Genomic DNA, 22,997 nt, shown 5'->3' with positions numbered 1-22,997 from the left:
GGCAAGCCGGTTCCCACAGGTACACCACAGGTCTTGAACATCGTGCTACCTGTGGGAGCCGGCTTGCCGGCGATAGGGCCAGTACAGAAAACAGCGTTCAGCGTGCCATCACGGCCTTGAACAGCTCGGACGCCAACCACCCCTCCAGCCAGCTCCGCACGCGCGGATAAGCCGCCTCGGCGAACCACTGCGGTTCGACCCCGGCAAACTGGCGCATCAGGGGCAGCAAGGCGGCATCGGCCAGGCTCGGATGCTCGGCCAGCAGGTACGACCGGCCTTCGAGCAGTTGTTCCAGGGTCGCCAGCCAAGGCTCGGCCTGCTGGCGATAATGTTCCCGTGAATGCTCAGGGTAGCGCTCGGCATACTTGTACAGATTCACCTGTGCCTTGAACGCGCTGTCGTTGCGGGCAATCAGCGCGTCGGCCTGCTGCGCGGCGGCGGGGTCGGCCTGCAGGCGCCAGTCCTGCGGGTCGTTCTGTTCAAGCGCCCAGCGCATGATGTCCAGGCTCTCTTCCAGCACCCCGTGACCGGTGTCGAGCACCGGCACCGTACCCTTGGGCGACAAGGCCAGCAACTCGACCGGCTTGTGCTTCATCGCCACCTCGCGGATCTCCAGTTCACACCCGGCATAGCGCAGGGCCAGACGCGCGCGCATGGCCCAAGGGCAGCGGCGGAACGAGTAGAGAATCACCCGCACACCTCCACGTCACTCAAGCCATTGCCCTGGCGGCGCACCTGGATCTGCACCGGAATGCGCTCATGCATTTCCTGCACGTGGGAAATCACCGCCACCTTGCGGCCCTGCGCCTGCAGGCCGTCCAGGGCATCCATGGCCAGTTGCAGCGACTCGGGGTCGAGGCTGCCGAAACCTTCGTCGATGAACAGCGATTCGATCCGCAGCGTGCTCGATGCCATCGACGCCAGGCCCAGGGCCAGGGCCAGCGAAACCAGGAAGGTCTCGCCACCGGACAACGAATGCACCGAACGCAGTTCGTCACCCATTTCGGTGTCCATTACCAGCAGGCCCAGGGCACTGCCGCCGCGCTTGAGGCGGTAGCGGCGTGCCAGCTGGCGCAACTGGGCGTTGGCGTGGTGCAGCAGCAGGTCGAGATTGTAGCCCTGGGCGATCTTGCGGAATACATCGCCGGAGGCCGAGCCGATCAGGGCGTTGAGGCGTGCCCAGCGCTGCCATTGCTGGTACGCCTGCTCGATCTCGCCTGCAAGGGCCTGGTGCGCCTGTTGCCGGCGCTGGTCGTCAGCCTGCTGGGCGCGTAGTTCGGCGCATTGCTGTTCGTGACCGGACAGGCGCTCGCGCAATTCGCCCAGCGCCTGTTCCAGGGCTTGGGCCGAAGTTTCCACGGTCATCTGTGCGCTGTGCTGCTGCAGGCGCTGCTCGCGCTCCTGCAGCAGCACACGGCCTTGTTCGATGGCCCGTTCGGCACCTTGCAGACGCTGGCGCAGTTCGTTGAGCTGGGCATCGTCCACGGCCAGCAGGCGGTCCAGGCCGGCATCGTCCAGTTCCGGGTGCGCCGCGCGCCACTGGGCGATGTCGCCCTGCAACTGCTGGCATTCACTGTCCAGCGCCTGCTGCCGCTGGATATTGGCCTTGAGTTCGCTGGCCAGTTGCACGCCTTGGGTGCGCAGGTCCTGCAGGCGCTGGGCGGTGTCGGCGTCAAGCACGCGGGCCTGCTCCAGCTGCGCGTCCATATGCTGCTGCCAGGCTTCGGCGCTGGCGTGTTGACCGAGCAGTTGGTCGAGGGACGCCCGGGCCTGCTGACGCTGTTCGTCCAGCGCGGCGAGCTTGTGCTGCAGTTGCTGCAGCGACTGCAGCCGCACCTGCTGCTGGTCGCGCAGTTTGTCCAGTTGCACTTGGCGCGCTTGCTGCTCGTGCTGCTCGTCCTTGCGCTGTTCCAGGTGCTGCAAGCGCTGGGCGATCTGCTGGTCGAGGGCGAGGAAGGCGTGGGCCGGGTCGTCGCTCAGGGCCTTGAGCACCTCCTGTGGCAGGACGCTGGCAAGGTCGTCCAGCCCTTGCTGCAGTTGCTGTTCATCGTTGGCCAGGGCCTGGTGCTGGTGATCCAGCTGGTGCTGCGCCTGCTGCTGGGCGTGCTGCGCCGCCTGCAGTTGCTGGTTGAGGCGGGCGGATTCCTTTTGCAGGGTGAGCAGGGCGCTTTGGCGCTTCTCGTCCTGGTTGATTTCATCGTTGAGCCGGCGCAGCTGGCTGTCGAGCCAGGCACTGCGGGCCTTGTCATCCTGGGGTGCAAGGGCTGGCCACAGGCTGTGGGCCTGGACCTGGGCCTGCAACGGCTGCAACAGCTCGCCCAGCTGGGCCTGTTGCTGTTGGTAGTCCTTGAGCTGGGCATTGACCACGCCCAGTCGGGTGCGCAAATCCACCAGCTTGTCGTTGAGGGCATCGACCTGCTTCTGCGCGGCTTCCTCTTCGGCCTGGTCGTGACGGCCCAGGCTCTGCAGCAGCGCTTCAGGCTGGTGGAACGGATGCTCGGCGCTGCCGCAGACCGGGCACGGCTCGCCGTCTCGCAGCTGGCCGCGCAGTTCCTCGACGCTGGTGTTGCGTGCCAGGCGCTGGCGCGCCAGCAATTGGCGGGTGAGGGTGAGCGCCTGCTCGGCCGCTTCCAGTTCCGCCTTGGCCGCCGTGCCTTCGCCGATCAGCTGCTGGCGTTGCTGCATGGCCTGCTGCTGGCGCTCGCGCAGTGCATCGAGCTGCTGGCGCAGTTCCAGTTCGCGGCCATGCAACCGCGACAGCTCCTCGACGGCGCGCTGTTGTTTACGGTTGTCCTGCAGCATGCCGCCGAGCAGGTCGATCTGTTCCGCCAGCGCCTGGGGTTCGGCCCCGGCTTCCTGGAACAACAGGTCGAAGGCGTCGCGCTCGGCCTGCAACTGTGCGTTGGCCTGGCTGACCCGGGCTTGCAGGCCGGGCAGCTCTTCGCGCCCCTTGGCCAGGCGCCCGCCGGTGAGCATCACCTGCTTGAGTTGCGGCAGGTAGGCTTGCCAGGCATTGGCCAGACCCTCCAGGTGCTGACTGTCGGCCAGGGCTGTGTCGATCTGCGCCAGTTGCTGCAGGCTGCGCTGCTGGTGTTCTTCCAGTTGCTGCAGGTGCTGCTGGCCTTCGGCGAGCGCTTGGTCGGCCTGCTCGCTGGCGCTGCGTTGAGCCACCTGCTCTTGCTCCAGGCGAGCCAGGCTGTCCTGCCCGGCAAAGGCCTGGCGCAGGCGCGGTGCATCCTCGCTGTGCTGTGCCTGGTGTTGTGCCAGGGCCTGGCGTGCTGCATCCAGCGCCTGTTCCAGCTCGCCGGTGCGCACGTGCAGTTCGGCTTGCTGGCGTTGCTGTTCGGTGAGGGTCGCGGCCAGGGGGGCCAACTGCGCATCGAGCATCTGCTGGCGGTGGAACTGGTGGCGCTGTGGCGCCAGGCGCTCCAGGCGTTGCAGGTCGAGGCGCTGTTCGGCCAGTTGCTGCCAGTTGTGCTCGGCAGCCTGCAGGGCCGTGCCGGCTTCGGCGTGTTGGGCCTGCAGCTGGCGCTGTTCATCGAGCCATTTGCGTTGCTGTTCCAGCTGGCGCTCGCCAGCCTGGTCAGCCTTGAACTGCTGCTGCGCCTGTTCCAGGCGCTGGTCGAGTTCCGCGCGGGCTTCGGCGGCCATCGGCAGCAGGTGGCTGGCACGGTCATTGAGCGCTTTGTGCGCCTCGGCGGTTTCCCGTGCCTTGCTGAAGGCGCGCTGGCCGAGGCGGGTGTAGATGGCGGTGTTGGTGAGCTTTTCCAGCAGCTCGCTGCGCTCTTTGTCGTCGGCCTTGAGGAAGGCGCCGAATTCGCTTTGCGCCAGCATCACCGCGCGGGTGAACTGCTCGAAGTTCAGGCCCAGGCGGGCTTCGATCAGTTGCTTGTATTCGTTCTTGCCGCTGCCCAGCAGCTGTTCGCTGTCCAGGTCGTAGAGGCTTTGGCGGCTGTTCTGCAGCTTGCCGCTGGCCTTGTCACGGGCGCGATTGGCTTCCCAGCGCGCACGGTAGCGGTGGCCGTCGATGCCGACGAAGTCGACTTCGGCAAAGCCGCTGCCGGTGCCACGGCGCAGCAGGTTGCGCGGGTCGGAGGTGGGAATGTCGCCGTCGGCGTCGGGCACCTTGGCTTCACGGCCGATGTCATTGAGCCGCGGCACGGTACCGAACAGGGCCAGGCACAGGGCGTCGAGCAAGGTGCTCTTGCCGGCCCCGGTGGGCCCGGTGATGGCGAACAGGCCGGCGCTGGCCAGGGGTTCGGCGGTGAAGTCGATGTCTACCGGGCCGGCCAGCGATGCCAGGTTCTTCAGGCGGATGGCGAGAATCTTCATGGCTGTTCCTCTTCCAGCTGGACGTCCTGCAGCAGCAGGGCGAAGTCGGCCAGGGCCTGCTCGTCGACGGGGTTGCCATAGGCCTGCTCCCAGGCGCGGCTGAACAGATCCTGCGGGGTCATCTGTGACAGCTCGACGAAGGCCAGGTCATCGTCGTCCTGACCGCCACTGCCGGCATATTCGGCGCTGATGCGCACCAGTCGCACCGCCTTGCCGTGCAGGGCACCCTCGATCTGCTGGCGCAGGTCCGGTTGCGGCTCGTCCAGTTGCACGCGCACTTCCAGCCAGGGTTGCCGGTTGGGGTCTTCCAGCAGGTCAATCACCGGCAGCTCGGCAAGTGCGCTGAGCAGCTCGCCCAACGGCGCAGGCCCCAAGCGTTGCAGGGCCACGGCGCGTGGCACAGGTCGTGGTTCGACGCTGAGCAGTTCGCTGCCCTGCAGTTCGACTTCCAGTACCTGGTGTGGGTAGTTGATTTCGGCGAACGACAGCGGGATCGGCGAGCCGCTGTAGCGGATACGGGCTTCGCGGTTGACCTTCTGCGGCTTGTGCAAGTGGCCCAGGGCAACGTAGCTGATGTCCTTGTCGAACAACTTGGCCGGCAAGGCTTCGGCGTTGCCAATGATCAGGCTGCGCTCGGAGTCCTCGGACACCGCGCCACCGGCCATGTGCGCATGGCTGATGGCGATCAGCGCCTGGTCCTTCTTGCGCTTCTTCTGGGCGGCGGCGATCAGTTGCTGGTGCACCTGGGTGATGCCTTGCAGGTAGTCGTCGCCCAACTGCGGGCCGGTGACTTCGGCCGGGCGCAGGAAGGGCAGGGCCAGGCACCAGGCGGCGACCTTGCCACGGCCATTGGTCAGCGGGATCAGCAGGCGCTCGGCATCCAGCTGGCCTTCGTCGAGCCAGTGCACCCGGCCCAGCGCATGGGTGCGCAGGCGGCGCATGAGTGCGGCGGGCAGCTCGATGCGCGAGCCGGAGTCGTGGTTGCCGGCGATCATCACGATGTCCAGTTTCGGCTGCTGCTCGTGGGCCTGGACGATGAAGTCGTAGAGCCGCTCCTGGGCTTTGACCGGTGGGTTGACCGTGTCGAAGATATCGCCCGCGATCAGCAGCGCATCAGGCTGGCGCAGGTGCAACTGGCCGAGCAGCCAGTCGAGGAAGCAGGCGTGTTCGAAGTCGCGTTCCTGGCCGTGCAGGCTTTGGCCCAGGTGCCAGTCGGAGGTGTGAAACAGACGCATGGATGACCTGTTGGTGTCGAGTCGGCAAGCCGGGGCTTGGCGTGAATGATGGGCGTTGCGCAGCCGGGTATGGTAACCCAAGCCAGGGCGGTAGGGCAGGTAAGTGCATGCGCCGGCAATCGGCGTTGCTGGGCTGGAGCGGCCTTGGGCACATTGTGGTTTGCGTCCTACGAATGTGCTTTCGCATTGAACATTTCGTCTATTGACGGTCTATTTCCTGTGTCCTAGTTTCCGATTTTTGAACCTCAAGGAAGCAACAATGCTCAAGGATCTGACCGAGCGGCTGTACCCAGCTTGTTTATCAACAGCCCCAAGGCTGCCCGCGTTGAAAAAAGCATTGGCGCCTGCGACAAGCACCCAGGGCCGGTGCTTTTGGCGGTATCGCGCCGTTGCTCAAGACCCTCTCTGAGTCAATCCTGAAAGCCTTCATGCACTGTGCGATGAAGTTCACAGCTGGCGTAATCGCACTTCGCACTTGGCCCTGGCGAAGCATTAAGCTGCTTTCGGTGTGTGCTGCCAGTGAACGGAGTTTTTTCAATGGACCTGACCTTCGCAACCGCCCTCAGTCAGAGTGGCCGTCTCCTGCAACTCACTACGCCCTTGGGCGAGCATCAGCTGCACGCCCAGCGCGTCCACGGCGTCGAGCGGCTTGGCCGTGTGCCCCGTTACACCCTCGATGTGCTGGTGCAGGACACCGAATACGATCCCGAGCAGCTCATCGGGCAGCCCGTCAGCCTCGCCATACTCTGCGATGACGGCAGCTCTGCCCAGCGCCACGGTCTGGTCGAAAGCGTGCGCTATCTGGGCAGTGACGGCGGCCTGCACGACTGGCAACTGGTCTTCGCGCCCTGGTTCAGTCTCCTCGAATACCGCACCGATTGCCGCATCTGGCAGGACAAGTCCCTGCCCGCCATTTTCGAAGCGGTCTTTGCCTTGTACGAACAGGCCAAGGGCAACTTCCGTCTGGACCTGCGCCGCGAATACGCCCCGTTGTCCTACGTCACCCAGTTCAACGAGAGCGATGCCCAGTTCGTGCAGCGCTGGTGCGAACAGGAAGGTATTTTCTGGTACGTCGAGCACACGGCCGACAAGCACTGCATCGTCTTTACCGACACCGTCGATACCTTGCCCGCCCTGGCACCGCAATGCGTGCGTTTCCATACCCAGAGTGCCACTGAAAAGCAGGACGGCATCACCCAGTGGAGCAGCGGTTCACAGTTGCTCAGCTGCAAGCTGAACTGGCGCAGCGTCGATTACCAGGTCCACGGCCAGCCCCGGGAAACCGTGATGCCGGCCCTGCAAGCCGCTTCTGCGCCGCAGGCGCTGGAGCGTTACGAGTATCAGGGGCAGTACGGTTGGCAGAAGCAGGAGCGGGGCGACTGGCTCAGCCGGGTGCAGATCGAGCAGCGCGAGTCCCAGGCCCGGCGTGTACAGGGTCAGGGTGGCGTGCGCCAGATGCAGGCCGGACGCTGGTTCGAGCTGACCGACCACCCGCTCTATGCCCGCAAGGCGGCCGAGGCGCGTCAGTTCCTGCTGATCGAGGTGCAGTTCTTTGCCCAGAGCAACCTGCCCATGGCCCGCGAGCGGCGCGAGGCGCCGGGTAGCCTGGCCCCGCTGTTCAAGGCGGTGCGCCCTGAGCCTTCCGCCTTGGAGGACGCGGCCGGCACGCTGGGCGTCAACAGCCACGGCTTCTATCTCAACCGTTTCGAAGGCCAGTTGCGCAGCGTGCCGTTTCGCAGTCCCGCCGAGCATGCCAAACCCGCCCACCCCGGGCCACAGACCGCCGTGGTGGTCACCCCCAGCGGCCACGAAGTGTTCACCGACAGCCTCAACCGGCTGTGCGTGCGCTTCCACTGGGACCGCCTGAGCCAGGACGGTGAATTGAGTTCGTGCTGGCTGCGCATGCTGCAACCCAGCAGCGGCCCCGACTGGGGCAGCGTGCACGTGCCGCGTGCCGGTGAAGAAGTGGTGGTCACCTTCCTCGACAACGACATCGACCGCCCGCTGATCATGGGTCAGGTCTACGGCGGCCATAAGCCGGCCTGGCACTCCAGCGGTCTGATGAGCGGCTACAAGAGCAAGGAAGTCGGCGGCGGCGGCTTCAACCAGTGGGTGATGGACGACTCCACCGGCCAGGTGCGCACCCAGCTGCACAGCAGCCACGGCCACAGCCAGCTCAACCTCGGCTACCTAATCGATCAGCGCGGCAACAACCGCGGCGCCCTGCGCGGTACCGGTTTCGAGCTGCGCACCGACGCCTACGGCGCCCTGCGCGCCCAGCAAGGCCTGTACCTGAGCACCTGGAAGCGCAGCAATGCCCAGGGCGCCCAGCTCGACGTCAGCGAAGCCCAACAGCAGCTGCGCAACAGCGAGCAGCGGCTCAAGACCCTCTCCGACACCGCCAAACAGCATAACGCCGACGCCCTGCAAGCCGGCCTCGATAGCCTGACCCAGCTCAACGCCGACGCCGACGTCACCTACGGCAGCGACAACAGCAGCCCGAGCCAGGGCCCGAGCGAGCAGCAACGCAACGGCGGCGACACCGCCTGGGCCATCCGCAGCGGCGGCCGCGGCAAGACCCCGGGGTACCAGAAGCCACTGCTGATCGCCTCCTCCCCAGCCGACATTGCGACCGCCACCCCGCAGAACACCCACCTGCACAGCGGCAAGCACCTGACCGTGAGTACCGGTGAGGATGTCAGCATCGCCAGCGGCAAGTCGCTGCTCGCCAGCGTAGCGCAGGGCATCAGCCTGTTTGCGCAGAACGCCGGAGCCCGACTGTTCGCGGCCAAGGGCAAGGTCCAGCTGCAGGCACAGAGCGATGCGATGGAGCTGACTGCCAAACAAGGCATGAAGATCACTTCCACCGCCGCCGGCATCGAAATCGCTGCACAGGACGGCATCCTGCTCACCAGCGGTGGCGGGTACATCCGGATCAAGGACGGCAACATCGAGATTCATGCGCCAGGCACGATCGATATCAAGGGGGCGAAGAAGACGTTCAGCGGGCCGGCGCAGCTCAACCGGGAGAACCCAGCCTGGCCTGAATCGTCTGTGACCCAGAGCCTGTCATTTTTTGCCGGCAATACAAATGCGGGAAGCTCAGGCGCTTGGGCCGGCATGCCTTACAAACTTTATGCTGGCGGCTCAATGATCGGGCAGGGGGTGATGGACAAGACCGGAATGATCGATGTCGATCACCACCCGACGATAACTGGCTATACCGTAGAACTGGCAAACGGCATCCGCTATGACATACCCGTAGGCGGCCAGTACAAGGGAGAACAGAAAAATGCCGAACTGGCCAACAGCGGGTTCCATCGTCACGAAAGCAAGACGCATCCGGATGTCAATCAGCCCGGAACGCGTAGCGTTTTCAGAGACAGCTATGCATCGCTCAATAACCCGGATTAAGAGGAGAATTAAATGACATCCGCCAACTCAATTACTTCTCCGATCGCCACGGGTAAAACAACGTCAACCACGTTGACGCTTCCGTGGTTTTTACAAAAAACAGAGTACCACCCCGTCCCGGCAACATTTGAGCCCTTGGTAAACGGCGAGCGCGCGTTTGGCGCACTGTATGACGCGATCATGGCCGCCACCACAAGTATCGATTACATTTGCTGGGGTTTCCAGCCTTCCATGTATTTCAAACGTACGGGTAATGCGGGTGATTTGTGTATAGGGGATTTACTGGTTAAAAAAGGGGCCGAAGGCGTAAAGGTCAGGATTCTATGCTGGTATATGCCGCTGGCACAATTCATTGAAAACCCAACGCCCGGTAACAATGTAATTAGTAGCTTTTCCAAAGGTAAGCAAAATCGTAATGACGCGCAAGAAGAGTATGACAGGCAGTGGTATGATCAAGCGCGATTCACCGGAGTAGCCGATCAGAACTCAATAATGAAGTTTTCTCCCTACTACCTGAAAAATGTCGAATTTGCGACGCGGGATTTTGGGTTTATTGAGCGCGTGGAGATTGCATGGCAGCTTCTCGTGAACGGTGAAGATAAGAACGGTACAAAAAACAATAAATTTCAGACCACTGGGGCGATGACTGCTGCGCCTACTCACCATCAAAAGATGGTTCTCATTGATTATGAAAAGCCCGAAAATGCCATAGGCTTTGTCATGGGGCACAACACGTTAGACGCCTACTGGGACAAAGACGATCACAGCTATGCGAGGATGCACGCTCGGTTTGGTAGAAATGGTGCCACGCCGCGGCAGGATATCTCCAGTAAAGTAACAGGGCCGATTCTTGAGCACCTTAACCATAATTTTTGTCAAGCGTGGAAGCGTCGAACCGGCGTCGACCTGCTGTCGCAGCGAAAAAATAGTGCAGCGAAGTTAAAGGTTCGATCCGACGCAGGCACGCCTATTATGGCGCAGCTACTTCGTACGCAGCAGCAAGAAGGTGTGCATGATATCAAGGCGCTTTATCTGAAAGCGACCAACAACGTTACAAATTATATTTACATGGAGAATCAATATTTCAGATGGGAGCCTGTTGCGACGGCAATTAAAAACGCTGCGCAAAAACAGCTGGAGTGGGGCAGAAGCCATGCGAAGCACGGAGCAATTCACCTGTTTGTCGTGACTAACTCAAGCGACGAAGGCATGGGTGACGGCACAATGAATACTTACAGGATGTTGAGCAGTCTGGGTCGGAAAGATGTTCTGCCCACCGTTTCAAAGCTTGAGCGAAATGACAAGCTCGATGAACAACTAAGGCAGGCGCGCTCAGAAACGATTAGCGCCAGACAATCCTTGTTATCATTGAACTATGTTGCACAAAGCTTGGATCCCAAGCTGTTGCAAAAAATGAAAGATGAGCGTGAAGCCAAAGTCGTAGCGGCAGAGGCCAGGCAGAAGGCGCTTGAGGCTTCAATTCCGCTCAAGAAAGCAGCAGCCATTGTTCCGGTAGAGATTCCGGGACTCAAGGTTCACATATGTACATTGGTCGCGCCTGATTCACCACCCGATAACTGGCTGCCCGTTTACATTCATAGCAAGCTAGCGATAATTGATGATGTATTCACGACGTTAGGCTCTGCCAATATAAATATACGCAGCATGGAGGTCGACAGCGAGCTGAACATTTGTCATGAAAGCCCAGCCTTGTCAAAGCCTCTGCGCAAGCAGCTTTGGGATATACATACGAAGGGGATGGGCGCGCAAGACGATGCAGCGGAAGCATTTCTCAAGTGGAACGATATCATGTTGGAAAATAATCAACGTCAAGAACAAAATAAAACACCATCAATCGATGAGAAAAAAGCGCCTTACGCTTCGCTAATTGAATTCTTTCGCGACAGCCCAGCACGTAAAAACCTGGACTAGAAATGCATAACTATATATTTTCTACATGCCTTTTTTTCACTGCTTTAACTACAGCATCAGAGGCGAGTGCAATGGATCCGTTAAAAACGTCTGACGACTTGGCGTTTGAATGTCGTCGTGAAGCAGATGTGCTTCCATCTTTGGATTTAGACGCAGATCTACTTTATAAATACGGTCTTTTCCTTGAGCAGCAGGAAGGGCCCAAAAATTATAATGAAGTTGCAAAATACTATCGTATTGCTGCATCTCATGGTCACTACAAAGCTTCTACCAATTTGCAAGTGCTCATCTCTCAGGGGTTGGCTAGCTCTCCCGATCCACAAAAGGAAACGATTGAACTCGTTGAAAGCGCTATCGCTCAAGGCATACCTGGCGCCTATTATGATATGGCACATTACCTTGAGATGGGGTATGGCGTCGAGCAGGATCGCGATAAAGCAAACGCTTATTTCCGTAAGGCGGCAGACTTGGGAAGCCCTGATGCGCAGTTCTATGTCGCAAGTATGCTAGGCCGTGTTATAGGAACACATAGCGTAGTGACAGAGATGCGTCGTTGCGCCGCGTTCCAAGGACATAGGCGAGCTGCGGAGAATTTGGCTGTTTCTCTACGCGTAAGTGCCAAGTACAAAGAAGCAGTGCCGATTTATCAGCAAGGCGTAAAATCAGGAGATTCTGCTTCAGCCAGAAAACTTGGAGAAGCTTTTGACGGTCCGCCAGAGGACAGTCTTTATTATATTGCATTGGGAGCCGATAAAGAGCGCTCTGTAAGATACAAGAAAATAAGTAAATTTCTAGAGGAAAATGAGCAGCTTGGAGCAAAGCTGCCCGATATTGACGCTATCGTACCTCTTCCGCCAGCCGAGTTACCCAAGTGGGATGGTTCGTTTCAATGGCAGAAAGAGCGTGCGTCGAAAAAAGACCCGGTAAAGCCCAGCCAGGATTTAGTTAAGCGGTTGTGTGAGGAGAAACGTCTTGACCCAGAGACGGGGCTTGCGCTGTAGAATGTGAGTGGCGCAAATTGCCCTGGTAGCATAGATCTCTATTTGACTAAGGGACAGCACATGCCAGATTACTTGTTTTATGCACTTGCTGCAGTGTTATTAGCGCTCCCGGTTTACGGGGCGTTTTATGCGCCCATCAAGGCAGTGGTTTTTTTAGTTGGCGGGAAAAGACCTTTGGCTCGCATTCCTAAATATCAGTGCTTGATATCATGTGCGCTGTCGCTTCCTGGCGCTTATTACTCAATCGTGCTCTATGGGGTCAGTAAAGGCAGGTATGAGGCCTTTTACTATCTTTCTATCTACCTTTTTATACAGGCCTGCCTAATGCTTGTATTCACATTCAAAGCAAATGCATCGGCACCCACATTAGAGGCCGATCACTTGCCTGATAACGCCCCCTTTGTACCACGCGATATCGAATCCAGCGCCAAAGAGTTCGCGCGCAAATCCCAAGGGACTGATTGGCCCGAAACAAAATAGGCGCGATCAAAGCTCGCGAAGCGCCGCGTGGGCGGCGCTAGATCTCACAGGCGCTGAAGAGCCTGAGGCATTCCCTTCTCAACCCAAACCCCTCACTTCGGATACAACGGCGGCAAGCTCCCACTCTCGCCCGCAGGCAACAACACCTGCTCCGCCGGCGGAATCGTCCCGATCGCCCGCCACAGATCCTCGCCCTGCCAATACTGGCCACTCTCGCTATACAACGCCCCATTCAACCCATCCAGCGCATCCGACAACGGCACGAACCGCGCCGCCATCTCGGCCAGGGTTTCCGGCTGCTGCCGGGCCCAGGCATCCAGCGCCTGGCGGGTGGCCTGCGGGTCGTTGGCCTGGCACGCGCGCTTGAGGTCGTCGAGCAAGGTGCGCGGGCTTGGGCCGTTCTGCGCGGCGCGCAGCACGGCCGGCTGCGAACGGGCGCGCCACCACAGGGCGAAGCCGAGCACCGTGGTCAAGGCGAGCACCAGCGTGGCGAGCTGCCAGGGCCACAGCAGCGCGCTGCTGCCGCTGGCATCACTGGCCGGGGTGTCGGCGCTCAAGGCCGGGTTGTCCTGCACGTCCAGGGTGCGCGCGGGCAGGCTGCTGTGTTCCAGGTGGTCTTCACGGGTGTTCCACCAGGTGACCTCCAGCGCCGGCAGGGCCAGTTCACCGCTGTGGGTCGGCACCAGCGCCTCGCGTTCCTCGCGGTTGGCGGTCATGCCGCGTTCGCTGATCTCGTTGCGCAGCAGTGGCTGGTCCGGGTAGCGGCGCAGGCCGACGATCTCGGTGGCGGGCAATTGCGGCAGCTGAGTGCTCGACAGGCCCTCGGCGCGCAGGGTGATGCTGCGGGTCAGGGAGTCGCCAATCTGCGTCTGCTGGCTGCTTGGGTCCGGGTTCCAGTGCTCTTCCAGGCTCAGGCTGCGGGCCGGTAGCCAGGGCGTGTCGGCCGGCCAGTCGGCTGGAACAGGGCGTACCGCCAGGTGCAGTGGCAATGAACTGACCTGGACCTGGCGACCTGCCCGCGCGGTGCCGTTGGACGCTGGCGCATTGTCGGCGGCGGTGGCGGTGAAGGTCAGCGGTGGGATGTCCAACGCGCCGCTTTGCTGCGGATAGACCGCATAGCGCGTTTCGATCACGCCGTGGAGCACGCCGTTGATTTCCTTCTCGTAGGTGCGTGATTCGCCCAGTGGTTCGACCTTGGCGTTTTCCAGCTCCAGCGGACTCAGGCTGCTGTCGTCGTACAGCGACACCGAATGGTAGATGCGCAAGGTCAGCACGGCCTGGGCCTGGACGTACACCTGATCGCTGTCGAGGGTGGCTTCAACGAATACCTGGGACGCCGTGCCCTGGCGGTTGGCATCGGCCTGCAGCACCTGCAGCTCGATGGGCTGGCTTTGCGACTGGCCCAGTTGCAACTCGGGGATGCGCAGGTTGCCGCTGCGCCGTGGCAGCAGGGTGATGATCCAGCGCGTGCTGGCGCGTGTCTCGCCGTCGAGGGTGTGCAGGCTGTTCAACTGGCGTGTGCCACGCACTTCGAAGTCGCCCTCCAGTGCGCGCAGGTCGGGCTTGCCGAACTGGGTGACGTCCTGGCTTTCCAGGGTCAGCTCCAGGGTTTCGCCCGCTTCCAGGCGGGCGCGGTCGACGCTGGCCTGCAGGGTCGGTTCGGCCTGGGCGAGGAGGGCCCACAACAGGCTGAGAAGAAAGACGCCGAGGCGACTCATCGTGGGGTTTCCTGATGCAATTGCTGTTCATACCAGAATTTGCGCCGCAGCAGCTCCGCCGGGTTGTCGGGGATCTCCCGCAGCCATTGTTCAAGGGCCTGGCGCTGCTCGGCATCGAGGCTGGTCGAGATCGGCCGCTGGGGCGGCTGGGTCACGCCGTCGTCATCGCCTGCCTGGTTACCGGGGGTTGCCTGGCTGTTGCTGTTGCTGTTGCTATCGCCGGCTTGTTCGGCGCTGGCGGGTTGCTCCTGGCCAGGTGTGCCTTGGGCCTGGCTGCTGGCCGAGCTGCTGTTGCCCTCGGTTTCGCTGCCGGGCGTGTCTTGGGCATCGCTGTTGGCCGGTTGTTCTTCGGCCTGCGCCTGGCGTTGCTGCAGCAGTTGCTGGACCAGTGCCTGGTTGGCCAGGGCCGGCTGCAGATCGGGCTGGCGTTCCAAGGCCTGATCGTAGGCATCCAGCGCCGCTTCGAATTCACCACCGCGGGCCAGGGCATTGCCACGATTGTAGTGTGCCGCGGCGTTGTTACCCTGGGCGAAGGCCTTGGCGGCAGCGGCATAGTCGCCGGCCTGATACAAGGCCATGCCGCGCCACTGCGGGTCCAGGAAGTGGCGCGCGGCCTCGGCGGGGCGATTGTCTTCGAGCAGGCGCTGGCCCTGCTGGTCGGGGCGCAGCCACAGGTCATCGAGTTCGAACGCCTGGCTCGGTTGCGGCAAGGCCAGCAGCAGCGGCAGGCAGAACAGCCAGCCCCGACGCCCGGCGCAGGCGGCCAGCAGCAACAGGGGCAGCAGCAGCCAGTAGCCTTGGTCGGCCCAACTGTCGAGTTGCACGTTGTGGCCGTCGTTGCGCAGGCTGCGCGGGTTGTCGAACAGGCCGAGGCCGCGCAGGTCGAGGTCATCGATGCGGGCATGGCGGTAGCGTCCACCGGTGCCGCTGATGAACGCCTTGAGGCCCGGGGTGTCCAGGCGCGGCACGAGGATCGCGCCTTGCTCATCCTTGAGAAATTCGCCATTGGCCTGGCGCACCGGTGCACCCTCGGCACTGCCGATGCCCAGCATCGACAGGCTCGGGCCCTGGCGGCCCAGGGCCTGGACGATGCCCTGGCGCTCCGGCGCGCTCAGCGCCGAGCCGATCAGCAGCAGGCGGCCCTGGCCCAGGCCGCTCTGGGCCAGCAATGCCAGGCCTTTCTGCACGGCGAGGTCGGCGCGCTGGCCGGGTTGCGGCATGATCGACGGGTCGATGGCCTCGAGCAGGTTGCGCGTGGTGCCCAGGTCATCGGACAGCGGCACCAGGGTGTGCGCACTGCCGGCATAGACGATCAGCGCGGTCTGGCTGTCGCGGCGGTGTTCGAGCAGGTCGAGGATCTTGCGCCGGGCCTGTTCCAGGCGGTTGGGGGCCGTGTCCTCGGCGAGCATCTGCGGGGTCAGTTCGAGCAGGATCACCAGCGGGTCGGCCGGGCGCTGGCGGGATTCTTCCAGGCGCTGCCAGCTTGGCCCGAGCAGGGCCAGTACCACCAGCAACCAGGCCAGGCCCAGGGCGACCCAAGGTAGTTTGCTGTTGCTGCCCTTGCCACCGCCGAGCAGCACGGGGTGGAACGCCGGCGGCAAGATCATCTGCCAGCGCCCGGCACGTTTGCGCCGGTGCCAGAGCTTGAACAGCAGCCAGGCGAGCAGCGGCACGACAAGCAGCCAGAGGGGGCGTAGCCATTGCGGCCAGAGATCGATCATCGCCGCTTCCTCAGGCGTAGCCGTTTGAGGCGCTCACGCCATTCCGGGTGGGGCTGCAGGAAACGCGGCCTGCGCAGCGCACGCTGGAGCAGGTTGTCCGGCCATTGCACGGCCACCACCAGCAATACGCTGAGCAGCAGGGCCAGGGCCAATGGCCAGGCGTACAGGGCTGTGGCGGTGCGCGCCTGGGTCGGCTGTTGCGCCACCGGTTCCAATTCATCGAGGGTATCGCCGATGGCGTCCAGTTCGGCGCCGTCGTGGGCGCGGAAGTAGGCGCCATGGGTCAGATCGGCGATTTCCTTGAGCGAGGCTTCGTCCAGGTCCAGGCTCGGGTTCAGACCCAGCAGACCGGGGGTGCCGCTGGCTTCGGGGTTGGCGCCGATGCCGATGGTGTAGATGCGCACGCCTTCCTGGGCAGCCAGGCGGGCGGCGGTCAGCGGGTGGATCTGCCCGCCGTTGTTGGCACCGTCGGTGATCAGCACCAGCACCCGGCTTTGTGCCGGGCGCTGGCGCAGGCGCTTGACCGCAAGGCCAATGGCGTCACCGATGGCGGTGTTCTTGCCGGCGATGCCGATCTGCGCTTCGTCGAGGAAGGTGCGCACGGTGCGCCGGTCGAAGGTCAGCGGTGCCTGCAGGTAGGCCTGGCTGCCGAACAGGATCAGGCCGACGCGGTCGCCTTCGCGGTCCTGGAGAAAGTCGCCAAGCAGTGCCTTGACCAGCTCCAGGCGGCTGATCTCTTCGTCCTTCCACTGCATGTCGGGGAAGTCCATGGAACCTGACACATCCACGGCCACCAGCAGGTCGCGGCCACTGGCGGCGACAGGTACCGGTTCGCCGAGCCATTGCGGGCGGGCGGCGGCCAGTAGCAGCAGCAACCAGATCAGCACGAACGGTGCCTGCTGTCGCCAGGTCGGCAGGTTCAGTCGCGCCCGGCGTCCGGCCAGGCGTTCCAGCTCATGAAGGAAGCCGACCTTGAGCACCGGCTCGCCGCTGTCGGCAGCGGGCAGCAGCAGGCGCGCCAGCCAGGGCAGCGGCAGCAGCAGGAAGATCCACGGCCAGGCCAGTTCAAACATGTTTGCGGATCCAGGTTTCGACGGCCTGGCTGAGCCCGGCGATCGCCTTGTCGTCGAGCTTGCACTCGGGCTTGTAGGCGCCTTCGACCAGCACCATCCAGCGCGTCAGGCCGGCGGCCGGGCAGCGGTTGTCGAGAAAGGCCAGCCACTGGCGGCCATTGAGGGTATGGCTGTTGGCGCCGGGGTAGTGGTTGCGGCACAAACGCTTGAGCAACGCGTTGATCTGCTGCAGCCAGGCGCCCGCCGGCGCGCCGTCATAGGGGCGTGGCAAGCGGGCGAGCTCGGCCAGGGCTTCCTCGCGTACTGGGTCCAGCGGTTGTTCGGCCCGTACCACGCGGCGCTTGCCCGGGCGCCAGTGGCGCAGCCGCCACAGTCCCCAGGCCAGGGCGGGCAGCAGCGCGAGCAGCAGCCACCAGCCAGGCGCCGGTGGCCACAGCCCGATCGCCGGCGGCGCAATCAACGGTTGCAGTTGATCCAGCGGATTCATTGACCGCTCCCTGGGCGCTGGGCGTTCAGGTATTCACGCAACTGCTCGATCATTTCGCTCTGGGTGCTCAGCGGCATCAGCACCACACGCAGCTTCTGCGCCATCAACTCCCAGCGGTCGATACGTGCTTCTGCCTGTTGACGGTAGGCCTGGCGCAGGTTGGCGTCCAGGGTGTCGAGCTCCAGCTGCGCGCTGCGCTGGGCAAAGCGCAGCAGACCGGCGGCGGGCAGGGCGTGGTCGAGCGGGTCGGAAACGGGCATCAACAGCAAATCGCAGTGGCGCGAGAGCATGGCCAGGTGTTGCTCGGCCTGGGGGCTGAGCGAGCGCTCGTCGCAAATCACGATGGCCAGGCTGCCGGGGCGCAGCACTTCCCGGGCGCGGCGCAGGGCCAGGCCGAGGCTGTCGGCCTGGGGCACGGCCTCAGTGTGCAGCGCCTGGTTGACCTTGGCCAGGCGGTTGAGCAATTGCAGCAGGCTTTGCTTGCTGCGCCGCGGTTTGATCTCGTGGTGCTCGTTGTCGCCGAACACCAGCCCGCCGATGCGGTCGTTATGGCCCAGGGCAGCCCAGCCGAACAGCGCGGCGGCCTCGGCAGCCAGCACCGACTTGAACATCTGGCCCGAACCGAAGAACAAGCGTTGGCTTTGCTCCACGAGAATGAAGATGGGTCGTTCACGCTCCTCGTGAAACAGCTTGGTATGCGGCTCCTGGGTACGGGCGGTGACACGCCAGTCGATGTTGCGCACGTCGTCTCCGGCCTGGTAGACACGCACCTGGTCGAAGTCCACGCCACGTCCGCGCAGTTTGGAATGGTGCAGGCCGACCAGCGGGCTGCGCTGGCCAGGGCGGGAAAACAGCTGGATCTCGCGCACGCGGTGGCGCATGTCGATCAGCTCGGCGAGGCCGATGCGGATTCCGGGTTCGGCTTGCTGCGCGCAGGGCATGGGCTCAGGCAACAGCGACGACGTCGAGGATGCGCTGGACCACGCGGTCCTGGTCGATCCCCGCGGCTTCGGCTTCGAACGACAGGATGATGCGGTGGCGCAGCACGTCGAACAGCACGGCCTGGATATCTTCGGGGCTGACGAAGTCGCGCCCCGCTAGCCAGGCGTGGGCACGCGCGCAGCGGTCCAGGGCGATGGAGCCGCGCGGACTGGCGCCGTAGGCGATCCAGTCGGCCATTTCGGTATCGAACTTGCCGGGGGTGCGGGTGGCCATGATCAGTTGCACCAGGTACTCCTCCACCGCGTCGGCCATGTACAGGCCGAGGATTTCCTTGCGCGCGGCGAAGATCGCCAGCTGGCTGACCCGTCGCTCAGGCTTCACCTCGCCGCCCAGGGCTTCGCCGCGGGCCTGGGCGAGAATGCGCCGCTCCACGGCGGCGTCGGGGAAGCCGATTTTCACGTGCATCAGGAAACGGTCGAGCTGCGCTTCGGGCAGCGGGTAGGTGCCTTCCTGCTCGATCGGGTTCTGCGTGGCCATGACCAGGAACAGTGGCGACAGGTCATACGTGCTGCGCCCGACGCTGACCTGGCGCTCGCCCATGGCTTCGAGCAAGGCCGACTGGACCTTGGCCGGGGCGCGGTTGATTTCGTCGGCAAGCACCAGGTTGTGGAAGATCGGCCCCTGCTGGAACACGAAGCTGCCGGTTTCCGGGCGATAGATTTCGGTGCCGGTGATATCGGCCGGCAGCAGGTCGGGGGTGAACTGGATGCGATGGAACTGCGCCTCGATGCCCTCGGCCAACTCCTTGATGGCCTTGGTCTTGGCCAGGCCAGGCGCACCTTCGACCAGCATGTGGCCGTCGGCCAGCAGCACGATCAACAGACGTTCGACAAGCTTTTCCTGGCCGAGAATCTGCGAGGAAAGAAAGGTGCGCAGCGCGATCAGCGCTTCACGGTGTTCCATCGATGACGGTTCCTGGAATGGGGCCAGGGTGCGCGCGGAGCGCAACTGACCTGGCAAGGGGGGATACTTTAATCTATCCGCGGTGCTGCGTCGAAATCTGCGCTGGATGATTGCGGTATTCGCCGATGTTTTGCCGGCGTCAGTCGTCGCTTGCTTGTTCGCTCCAATTCATGAAGGAGCGTGACGATGGACAAGCAGCATGGCCAAGCCAGACTAAGGGTGGGCATCTTCTTTGACGGCACCGGCAACAATCAGGCCAATGCCATGGACCCTTGCGGCGGCGAAGCAGGCAGTTACGCAAATGCCCCGAGCAACATCGGTCTGTTGCACGCGCTTTACCCCAGTGGCCGGGTAGGCGATCAGTTCGTCCTCAAGCGCTATGTCGAGGGCGTTGGCACTGTCGAAGGGGCGCCCGACTCAGTCTTTGACGGGTTAACCGGCAGAGGGGATACAGGTGTACAGGCGCGTGTGGAAAAGGCACTGCTCGACGTGGCGGAGCAAGTGCGCCAATGCCTGGCGAGCTCTCCCCAGGTGTTGCCCGGGTATATCGCGTTCGACCTGTTCGGTTTCAGCCGCGGCGCGGCAGCGGCCAGGCATCTGGCCAACAGGTTGGCCAAGGGCGGGCAGGGTCTACCGACCGCGTTGCAAGGCCTCAGGGTGATTGAGTTCATTGGCCTGTTCGACACCGTGGCGGCGATCGTTGCGCCGTTACGGGGCAACTTCGACCCCGCCAATGACGATTACGATGGCCTGCAGCTGGGGCTTGGCCAAGGCATTGCACGGCAGGTGGTGCAACTGGTGGCCGGCGATGAGCAGCGACACAACTTCCCGCTGATACGCAGCGACAACGATATTGTCGTGCCCGGGGTTCACTCGAACATCGGCGGGGGCTATCCGCGTTCCCTGCGCGAGCAGGTGCTGTTGTGCAAGCCGCAATCGAGCCGGGTGCTGGCGACCACCCCGGCCGAGCGCACCCCGGCGTATAGGGCCGTCGATGCCTTGCTGGCCTCGGCGTTCGCGGGGCTGGATGAACCTCGGGCTCGTGTCCAGGTCTGGGAGGAGCCCTTGGCCGGGCACCGGGGCAGGCGGGACGCCCCCGAAAAACAGGTGTACGCCGCGGTGTACCGGGAGCGTGAGGTGAGCGGGCATCTCTCGCGGGTGTACCTGAGCGTCATGCGTGAACTGGCGGTGAGGGGTGGCGTGCCGTTCGTAGTGTTGGGCGAGGACGAAGCGCATCGGCTGCCTGAGGAGCTGCAGGTGATCAGCCGCAAACTGCATGACTTTGCGCTTGGACGTTGCCTTCAACCGCAGCTCACGCCCGCTGAGCACGCCTTGCTGCACCGCAAGTACGTGCACACGTCGGCGCACTGGAATGCCTTCAAGGGGTTACGCAACAGTGGGCTGGACATGCTGTACATAGACCGACCCGCCGCGGGTGGCAGGGTAGTGCATGACAATCCGCCCAGCTGATCAGTGAGGGTTGGCGCTGTCGGCGACTTCACACCCGCGAAGGCACCGACAGCGCCGCAGCGCCTCAGTTGTTCGAGGTCGAACGCTTGCGCGCCTGAGTCTTTGTAGCGGTGTCCTGCTTGAGGATCTTCTCGGCGATCATCTCGCCGATCGGAATAGCCGACGTGGCAGCCGGCGACGGGGCGTTGCAGACATGCACCATGCGCGGGGTCTCGGCGAACAGGAAGTCGTGGACCAGGGTGCCGTCGCGCATCACCGCCTGGGCGCGAATGCCGGCTTCATAGGGCAGCAGGTCCTCGACTTGCAGCGACGGGCAATACTTGCGGCATTGCTCCAGGTAGCCACGCTTGAACAGCGAGTTCTTCATCTCGGTGGTGCCCGAGCCGAGGTTGTTCCAGATGGTTTTCCAGAACCCCGGGAAGCGCGCGTACTCGGCTACATCGCGCCAGTTGACCCCGAACTTGCGATAGTTTTCCCGGCCAAAGCCCAGCACGGCGTTGGGGCCGACGGTGACGCTGCCGTCGATCATGCGTGTCAGGTGCACGCCGAGGAACGGCAGCTCCGGGTCGGGGATCGGGTAGATCAGGTGGTTGACGATCTGATTCTTGCTGGCCGGCAGGCGGTAGTACTCGCCGCGGAACGGGATGATCTGGTGGTCGATCTTGACCCCGGCCAGGCGCGCCAGGCGGTCGGATTGCAGGCCGGCGCAGGCGACCAGCTGGCGGGCGTACCAGGTCTGGTTCTGGTCGCGGATCTCGACATGCTCACCCAGCTCGCGGATGGCCTGCACGGTGGTGCCCAGGCGCACTTCGCCACCGGCCTGTTCGATGACCTTGGCCATGGCGTAGCACACCTGCTTGTAGTCGACGATGCCGGTGGCGTCGACGAACAGCGCACCGAGGCCGGCGATGTTCGGTTCGCGGCGCGCGAGCTCGGCGGCGTCGAGGCGCTCGACCTTCAGGCCGTTCTGCTGCGAGCGTTCGTACAGCGCCTGCATGCGCTGCATTTCCAGCGGGTTGGAGGCCACCAGCAGCTTGCCGCAGACGTCGAAGGCGATGTCATGCTCGCGGCAGAAATCCTTGGTGGCCTGGGCGCCGCGCTTGCACAGCTCGGCCTTGAGGCTGCCCGGGGCGTAGTAGATACCTGCATGGATTACGCCGCTGTTGTGGCCGGTCTGGTGGCGGCCGAGGCTGGTTTCCTTTTCCAGGATCAGCAAGGACGCGCCGGGGCGCTGTTGCAGCAGGGCCATCGCAGTGGCGAGGCCGACGATGCCGCCGCCGATGATGCAGTAGTCGTAAGTCATGCAGGAGTACCTTGAAGTTTTTATCGGTTGACTGCTTATCAGGTTGTCAGACTAAGTAGTGCGTGCGCAAGGCCTCGCCAGGCCGCGAAGGATTCTCCGGGTCAGTCGAGGGCGGGAAGGTCGATCTTCAGACGTTTGGCCGAGGCGCGCAGGTGGGCTTCGGCGCAAGCCGCCGCTGCCTGGCGATCACCGTCGGCAATGGCCTGGTACAGCGCCTGGTGCTCATGGCTGGCATCCGCCGAACCGCCTGCCGAGTGCGCGGAATTTTCCCAGGCGGTGCGTCGCGCGCTGGCCAGCTGGCCGCCGAGGAAGTCGTGGAAGGCCACGAAGTAATCGTTCTTGCTGGCTTCGGCAATGGCCCGGTGGAAGGCCACGTCTGCGGCCGAGGCAGTGGCGAAGTCGCTGCGTTTGTCGCGCATGGCCTGCAGGGCCTCGGCCATGTTCGCCAGGTCATGCGGGTCGCGGCGGCGCGCGGCGATGGCGGCGGCCTGGGTTTCGATCCACAGGCGCATTTCGAACATCTGCACCAGGTCCGGCTTGCGCCCTTGACTGGCGGGGAAGCGGAATACGGTGCCGTTGGGCGTTTGCGAGATGTAAGAGCCGAGCCCGCGACGGGCGATCAGCACGCCATCGGCCTTGAGCTGCGCCACGGCCTCGCGCACCACCGAACGGCTGACATTGAGCTGTTCGGCCAGTTGCTGTTCGGTGGGCAGGCGCGATTCGGCGGCCAGGCGGCCGGAATCGATCTCGGCGCGGATGGCGTTGACAACCCGTTCGACCAGGGTGTCGGGGCGCTGGAGCTCTAGCATGGAAGCGGTTGCCTAGTAGTCAGGTTGTCAGACAATGCCTGTCGTGGGTGTGGGCTGTCAATGGTTCAAGGTGTTGTGAGGTTGTCTGTCAGGGCCCTATCGCCGGCAAGCCGGCTC

16 protein-coding genes are annotated in these 22,997 nt (G+C 63.3%); 5 read left to right on the top strand and 11 right to left on the bottom strand.

Translation table 11 applies throughout. From position 1 onward, the window contains the following. Positions 1 to 97 precede the first annotated feature (97 nt). Genes ACIPZB_RS24840 through ACIPZB_RS24830 form a run of 3 tightly spaced genes read right to left on the bottom strand, consistent with a single transcriptional unit; the run spans position 98 to position 5,567 of the window. Complete coding sequence (locus tag ACIPZB_RS24840; protein ID WP_400643157.1) at positions 98 to 691, bottom strand: glutathione S-transferase; 594 nt, start codon at positions 689 to 691, stop codon at positions 98 to 100. Continuing rightward, on the bottom strand, positions 688 to 4,332 hold the full coding sequence (locus ACIPZB_RS24835) for an AAA family ATPase (RefSeq protein ID WP_400643156.1): 3,645 nt from the start codon (positions 4,330 to 4,332) through the stop codon (positions 688 to 690). The genes ACIPZB_RS24840 and ACIPZB_RS24835 overlap by 4 nt, the downstream gene beginning before the upstream one ends. Further along, positions 4,329 to 5,567, bottom strand: coding sequence for an exonuclease SbcCD subunit D C-terminal domain-containing protein (locus ACIPZB_RS24830; protein ID WP_400643155.1), 1,239 nt, complete (start codon positions 5,565 to 5,567; stop codon positions 4,329 to 4,331). Before ACIPZB_RS24830 ends, ACIPZB_RS24835 begins: the two co-directional genes overlap by 4 nt. Positions 5,568 to 6,104: 537 nt before the next feature. On the opposite strand from ACIPZB_RS24830, the gene ACIPZB_RS24825 reads away from it, so the two are divergent. Genes ACIPZB_RS24825 through ACIPZB_RS24810 form a run of 4 tightly spaced genes read left to right on the top strand, consistent with a single transcriptional unit; the run spans position 6,105 to position 12,394 of the window. Then, positions 6,105 to 8,981: a type VI secretion system Vgr family protein gene (locus tag ACIPZB_RS24825; RefSeq protein WP_400643154.1), complete on the top strand. Its 2,877-nt coding sequence runs from the start codon at positions 6,105 to 6,107 to the stop codon at positions 8,979 to 8,981. Positions 8,982 to 8,993: 12 nt separating this feature from the next. Beyond that, positions 8,994 to 10,913 carry a phosphatidylserine/phosphatidylglycerophosphate/cardiolipin synthase family protein gene (locus ACIPZB_RS24820; RefSeq protein WP_400643153.1) on the top strand — a complete coding sequence of 640 codons (1,920 nt, stop codon included), beginning with the start codon at positions 8,994 to 8,996 and terminating at the stop codon, positions 10,911 to 10,913. Between the two features lie 2 nt (positions 10,914 to 10,915). Then, entirely contained in the window at positions 10,916 to 11,914 is a 999-nt protein-coding gene (locus tag ACIPZB_RS24815) for a DUF6396 domain-containing protein (protein WP_400643152.1), read from the top strand. 60 nt (positions 11,915 to 11,974) lie between these two features. Then, on the top strand, positions 11,975 to 12,394 hold the full coding sequence (locus tag ACIPZB_RS24810) for a hypothetical protein (RefSeq protein ID WP_400643151.1): 420 nt from the start codon (positions 11,975 to 11,977) through the stop codon (positions 12,392 to 12,394). A 92-nt stretch (positions 12,395 to 12,486) separates the two neighbouring features. On the opposite strand, the gene ACIPZB_RS24805 is transcribed toward ACIPZB_RS24810, so the two are convergent. Genes ACIPZB_RS24805 through ACIPZB_RS24780 form a run of 6 tightly spaced genes read right to left on the bottom strand, consistent with a single transcriptional unit; the run spans position 12,487 to position 19,298 of the window. Further along, positions 12,487 to 14,112 (bottom strand): BatD family protein, encoded by a 1,626-nt coding sequence (locus tag ACIPZB_RS24805; RefSeq protein WP_400643150.1) that lies wholly within the window; start codon positions 14,110 to 14,112, stop codon positions 12,487 to 12,489. Further along, positions 14,109 to 15,833 carry a tetratricopeptide repeat protein gene (locus ACIPZB_RS24800; RefSeq protein ID WP_400643149.1) on the bottom strand — a complete coding sequence of 575 codons (1,725 nt, stop codon included), beginning with the start codon at positions 15,831 to 15,833 and terminating at the stop codon, positions 14,109 to 14,111. The genes ACIPZB_RS24805 and ACIPZB_RS24800 overlap by 4 nt, the downstream gene beginning before the upstream one ends. After that, a complete protein-coding gene (locus ACIPZB_RS24795; protein WP_400643148.1) occupies positions 15,830 to 16,906 on the bottom strand; it encodes a vWA domain-containing protein in 1,077 nt (358 codons plus the stop codon). Before ACIPZB_RS24795 ends, ACIPZB_RS24800 begins: the two co-directional genes overlap by 4 nt. Beyond that, on the bottom strand, positions 16,899 to 17,393 hold the full coding sequence (locus tag ACIPZB_RS24790; protein ID WP_008092803.1) for a DUF4381 domain-containing protein: 495 nt from the start codon (positions 17,391 to 17,393) through the stop codon (positions 16,899 to 16,901). Before ACIPZB_RS24790 ends, ACIPZB_RS24795 begins: the two co-directional genes overlap by 8 nt. Next, positions 17,390 to 18,334 carry a DUF58 domain-containing protein gene (locus ACIPZB_RS24785; protein WP_400643147.1) on the bottom strand — a complete coding sequence of 315 codons (945 nt, stop codon included), beginning with the start codon at positions 18,332 to 18,334 and terminating at the stop codon, positions 17,390 to 17,392. The genes ACIPZB_RS24790 and ACIPZB_RS24785 overlap by 4 nt, the downstream gene beginning before the upstream one ends. 4 nt (positions 18,335 to 18,338) lie before the next feature. Further along, complete coding sequence (locus ACIPZB_RS24780) at positions 18,339 to 19,298, bottom strand: MoxR family ATPase (RefSeq protein ID WP_008092799.1); 960 nt, start codon at positions 19,296 to 19,298, stop codon at positions 18,339 to 18,341. A 186-nt stretch (positions 19,299 to 19,484) separates the two neighbouring features. On the opposite strand from ACIPZB_RS24780, the gene ACIPZB_RS24775 reads away from it, so the two are divergent. Beyond that, a complete protein-coding gene (locus tag ACIPZB_RS24775) occupies positions 19,485 to 20,768 on the top strand; it encodes a DUF2235 domain-containing protein (RefSeq protein WP_400643146.1) in 1,284 nt (427 codons plus the stop codon). 64 nt (positions 20,769 to 20,832) lie between these two features. On the opposite strand, the gene lhgO is transcribed toward ACIPZB_RS24775, so the two are convergent. Both lhgO and ACIPZB_RS24765 read right to left on the bottom strand, forming a co-directional pair. Continuing rightward, entirely contained in the window at positions 20,833 to 22,071 is a 1,239-nt protein-coding gene (gene lhgO, locus ACIPZB_RS24770) for an L-2-hydroxyglutarate oxidase (RefSeq protein ID WP_400643145.1), read from the bottom strand. A gap of 101 nt (positions 22,072 to 22,172) precedes the next feature. Next, the gene (locus ACIPZB_RS24765) at positions 22,173 to 22,880 is read right to left on the bottom strand and encodes a FadR/GntR family transcriptional regulator (RefSeq protein WP_008092794.1); all 708 of its coding nucleotides are present in this window, start codon (positions 22,878 to 22,880) and stop codon (positions 22,173 to 22,175) included. Positions 22,881 to 22,997: the final 117 nt, after the last annotated feature.

Source organism: Pseudomonas sp. NPDC089396 (assembly GCF_044749545.1).
Taxonomy (GTDB): domain Bacteria; phylum Pseudomonadota; class Gammaproteobacteria; order Pseudomonadales; family Pseudomonadaceae; genus Aquipseudomonas.
Note: the sequence above shows the minus strand (reverse complement) of the source record. Positions and strands in the feature narration are given on the sequence as shown.